This window comes from Sulfurimonas sp. (assembly GCF_027056685.1).
Taxonomy (GTDB): domain Bacteria; phylum Campylobacterota; class Campylobacteria; order Campylobacterales; family Sulfurimonadaceae; genus Sulfurimonas.
This window is the reverse complement of record NZ_JALUKE010000075.1, coordinates 1-4,651: the sequence shown is the minus strand read 5'-3', so window position 1 is coordinate 4,651 and position 4,651 is coordinate 1. Positions and strand designations below refer to the sequence as shown.

Annotated in this window: 4 protein-coding genes; 1 reads left to right on the top strand and 3 read right to left on the bottom strand. The window is 36.6% G+C overall.

Annotated features, from left to right (window positions below):
- The 3 genes from MVY38_RS03370 to murJ form a co-directional block, all read right to left on the bottom strand.
- The coding region (locus MVY38_RS03370; RefSeq protein WP_366939748.1) for a class I SAM-dependent methyltransferase at positions 1-916 on the bottom strand (916 nt) is incomplete at its 3' end.
- Complete coding sequence (gene cysS / locus MVY38_RS03365) at positions 901-2,301, bottom strand: cysteine--tRNA ligase (protein ID WP_297483583.1); 1,401 nt, start codon at positions 2,299-2,301, stop codon at positions 901-903. The genes MVY38_RS03370 and cysS, both read right to left, overlap by 16 nt.
- On the bottom strand, positions 2,288-3,694 hold the full coding sequence (murJ, locus tag MVY38_RS03360) for a murein biosynthesis integral membrane protein MurJ (RefSeq protein WP_297483581.1): 1,407 nt from the start codon (positions 3,692-3,694) through the stop codon (positions 2,288-2,290). The genes cysS and murJ overlap by 14 nt, the downstream gene beginning before the upstream one ends.
- Before the next feature lie 110 nt (positions 3,695-3,804).
- Here murJ and MVY38_RS03355 point away from each other — a divergent pair.
- Positions 3,805-4,651, top strand: an 847-nt coding sequence (locus MVY38_RS03355; RefSeq protein WP_297483579.1) for a flagellar assembly protein A, incomplete at its 3' end; no start/stop codon positions are given.

The following is a 4,651-nucleotide window of genomic DNA, read 5'->3' as shown; positions in this document are numbered from 1 at the left end:
ATATAAGATTTTTAATGCTTTTTTCTTCATCTGCACTTGCAAACGCAGTGAGATTTTCAAGTCGTTTTTCAAATTTGAAACTTGGTGCAAAAGCTTTTATCTTTTCAATAATAAACTTACTTGTTAGTTCAGGAGAGTTTAGACAAGCTAATAGCGTACACTGTTTGGCTGCAAGTTCTGGTAATCTTTTAATAATTTTTTCATAATCTTTTGTTGCCTCAAAACTTCCTCTTTGAAAACTTGGTGGGTCGATGATAATCATATCGTAAGGACCTTTTTTTCTAAGGGCTGAGAAAGATTTTAAAATATTGTAGGGTAAAAAGCTTACGCCTCTTGGATCAAGATTGTTTAGAGCATGGTTAGCCATTCCTATTTTTAACGCTCCTTTGCTCATATCGACATTGACAACTGAGGTTGCACCACCGAACTTTGCCGCGACTGAAAAGGCACAGGTGTAGGAAAAAAGGTTGAGTATATGTTTGCCTTTTGCATGTTCTCGTACAAATGCACGACCATTTTTCATATCGGGGAAGTAGTAGTTGTTTTTGTTTGAGAGTAGGTTGAGTTTGAGCTGCATGCCATTTTCTAAAATACTCAACTCTTCTGGGACTTCTCCCATAAGAACTTCGCTTGGGGCACCTTTTATGTATCTTCTTTGAATGACTAAGGTTTTGTACTTTTGAGAGTTTGTGACAAACGCTTGGAGCATAGTGATGATTTCATCTTCATTTTCTTCTTCAAAATAGAGTGCTACGCTGATTATAGTGTCAATGGAGTCAATAGTAAGATGTCTCATACCCTCATAAAGCCCACCACGACCATGAAAGAGTCTTTGAAACTCATTGGTTGCGTTTAGGGATTGGTTTTCTATATGTTGTTGAAGTTCCTGTGTAGTCACGCTTAGATTTTCTCCCAAAAAGTACCTTGTGGAGTATCCATAAGATTGACATTAAAGGCTAAAATTTCATCACGAATGCTATCTGAGAGAGCAAAATCTTTTGCTTTTTTCGCTTCGTTGCGTTTAGCTATAAGTGCGTCTATTTGCTCTTTTGTGGCACTATCTACACCAAATTGAAAATATTCAAATGGATTTTTTAGACCAAAACCGAGTAGTTTTTCGATGTAAGTAAGGTTTGCCATTGTCTCGCGTTTAAGCTGTTTATGTTTTCCTGCTGTGTCGAGTGTTTCATTTGCACCGCTTATCATCTCATCAATGAGTGCGAGTGCAGTTGAAACATTCATATCGTCATTAAGTGTTTCAAGCAGAGCTTTACTAAACGCAGTCTCTTGCTCATTTTGGGCAAGACCAAAGAGGCGTTTTTTTAGACGGTAAAGTCTATCAAGACGCTTTTTAGAGTGCATTAAATCTTCGGTGTTAAAGTTAAAGTCACTACGGTAATGCGTACTTAAAAGATAAAAACGCAACACCTCACCATCATACTCTTTTAGTGCATCTTTGAGAAAAAAACTGTTACCTAAAGATTTACTCATCTTCTCACCATCAATGTTTACAAAACCGTTATGCATCCAGTAGTTTGCAAGAGCATGATTTGTCGCACAGCGTGTTTGTGCCGCTTCATTTTCATGATGAGGAAAGAGCAGGTCTGCACCGCCTCCGTGAATATCTATGGCAAATTCTCTATCTTTATAAGCAAGATGTTTCTCTATCATCGCAGAACACTCTAAGTGCCAGCCAGGACGACCCGCTCCAAAAGGAGATTCAAAAGTAACAGAGTCATCTTTGACACTTTTCCAAAGAGCAAAATCAGCACTATTGCGTTTAAAAGAAGAGCTCTCTACGCGTTCTTGTTTATCTTCTTCATTTTGAATGCGGTGTGAGAGGCTAAGGTATTTTGAATCGCTTGCTGTATCAAAATAGACATCACCATCAGTTGTTTGATAGGCATGACCTTTGTCTAAGAGTTGTTGGACAAGTGCATACATCGCTTCAAGACTTTGTGTCGCTTTTGGTTCTAAAGTAGGGCGTTTGACACCTATAGCTTGCATCTCTGTATGAAAAGCATCTGTATAGAAGTCGGTAATCTCTTTTATATCTTTTTTCTGCTCTATTGCTTTTTTTATGATTTTATCATCAATATCTGTAATATTGCGAGCATAAGTCACGGTGTAGCCATTTGCCTCTAACACGCGTGTAAGCAGGTCAAAAACAAGTGCTGATTTTGCATGTCCTAAGTGGGCATCATCATAAACAGTCGGACCACAAACATAGAGTGTGACTTTCCCCTCTTCAAGAGGAGTGAATTTTCGTTTTGTTTTTTGTACAGAATCAAATATATGCACTGATAGAATCCTTTAATAGTATAAGTAAAAGTGTAAACGCAATAGCACCTACAATAAGATAAATAAGCTTTTTGTTCAGAAGTATAGCAAAAAAGCGCTCTTTGCCAAATACTTTAATAGTAAAAAAGAAGCTTACACAACCGCCAAGAGTACTCGCAAGTGCCAGTCCGGCTGCACCAAATGGAGCAATGAATGTAAGTGCCAATACAATGTAAGTAAGCAGTGAAATAGTGGCGATTTTAGCAGCATGCATCTGCATCTCTTTTGCGTAGAGCCAAAGAACGAAGAGTTTTTGTATGCCAAAGGGGAGCAGTCCTATCATATACATTTGTAAAACAGCACTTGTATTTGTAGTGTCAGTAGCACTAAATGCACCATGCTCAAAAAGTAGTTTTAGAATTTCATGAGAGAGGATAATGCCACCGATGGTGCTTGCTGTGAGCAATGCGCTTAAAAACCAAAAGGCTTTTTCCAAATTTGCCAAGGCTTTTTTCTCATCATTGTTTTTCAAGTAGCGTGCTACTTTTGGAAAGAGGGCGACAGAAGTGGCAATGGCAAAAAGAGCAAGGGGAAGCTGAAAAATACGGTTTGCATAGTAGAGATAAGAGATGGAACCAGTTGCCAAAAATGAGGCTAAAAAAGTGTCTAAAAAGGCACTGACCTGTGCGGTAGAATTTCCCCACATGGCAGGAAAAAAGTTGCGTTTAAATTTGCTAGTATCTTCTTTTATGATTTTTGATTTTTGAGTAAGATATTTAAAGCCTCCATAAAGCAGCTTCATAAGTCCCATTCTATAAAGAGTCATAAGATGCACACCTACTTGCAAAAGTCCGCCGATGACAACACCAAAACTTAAATAATAAACTATGGTACTCTCATTCGTATTTTTTGAGAGTAGGAGTGCAAAAATAAGTGAGAGATTTAAGAGTGCTGTTGAGAATGCTGAGGTGGCAAAGTGTCCTTTGTATTGCAAGATTGAACTTAAGAAAGTGACAATAAAAATGAGTGGTAGATACCAAAAATTTATGGCAACATAAGGGGCTGCAAGATGAATTGTCTGGGCATTAAATCCAACGGCTATGGCTTTTGTAAAGAGTGCAGGAAGAAGATTTACAAGCAGGGTAATAATAAGAATGATAGAGAGAAAAAGCAGAAATATATTTGCACTAAAAACTGCTTTGTGTTTTGTTCTTGCAAACGCAGGCATAAAAACTTGCGTAAATGCACCCTCTGCAAAAATACGACGAAAGAGATTTGGCAGCTTAAAAGCAATGAAAAATATGTCACTGTAAACATTTGCACCAAGGGCAGATGCAGTGAGCAGATCTCTGATAAATCCTAAAATTCTTGAGAATAATATTCCTGAACTGTTGGTGAAAATGGCTTTGAACATAGGCTTCTTTTTTTGTTTAATATAGTGTTTGTTGTAAATTTACGAAATTTTAACAAAGGTTTAGTTAAAATATCCCCTATAAAATTAAAAATAAGTTTGGTAAATAATCTATGGCACTATTTGGTTCAAAAAAAGAGACTCCTAAATCATCTATAAAAAAAGTAAGACCAATAGTAGTGCGTACACAAAATATTGCTAGTGAAATTTTTAAGGTAGCAAAATCGTATGAGATTCAGCCTGAAACTTTAGACTTTAATCTTTTTGATGTGCAGACATATACGCGTGTTATGCTCGATGATCATTCAGCAAATGTTGATTGGAATGAAATATCTCCAGATAAATTACATGAACTCGATACAAATGAACAGTTACTCAATCCTAATTTTCAAATAAAACAGGTTTATGAGGTAGAGATATTTTTAAAACAGCCTGATGATTCTAATCCATGTAATGATTTTAAAACAGCAGTCGGTGCAAATGCAACAAAGAGTAAAGTTTACTTAAGTGTATTCTCCGGTTCAAAACTATTGCAATATCCAACATTTGCACATGATTTTGAAGATATGCTCAATAAAAAGAAGATACGAGCAGGTATTTTAATCTATATTTTTGATGAGATGGTTCCTGCTCTTATCTCTAAACTCTCTGCACAGTTAGAGGTGGCAGAGGAGTTGAGTTTTACTAAAAATGAAACTTATTTGATTGCAGAGTCACCTGAGCCTACTGCAACCATAAATGATAAAATAATACTCCATTATGAAACAAATCATGAAATAGATGAAAATACAAAAATTGACTATGCAGCACGCGGATTTATTCAAAATGTTAAAAAGGGTGACCTACTTATTGAATATATTAAGCCGCAACTTGGAAAACCTGGGCGTAATTGTCGGGGAGAGTTTATGCGTCCTGAAGAGCCTATAGTTAGATATGAACCTACTTTTCAAGTCGATGAGA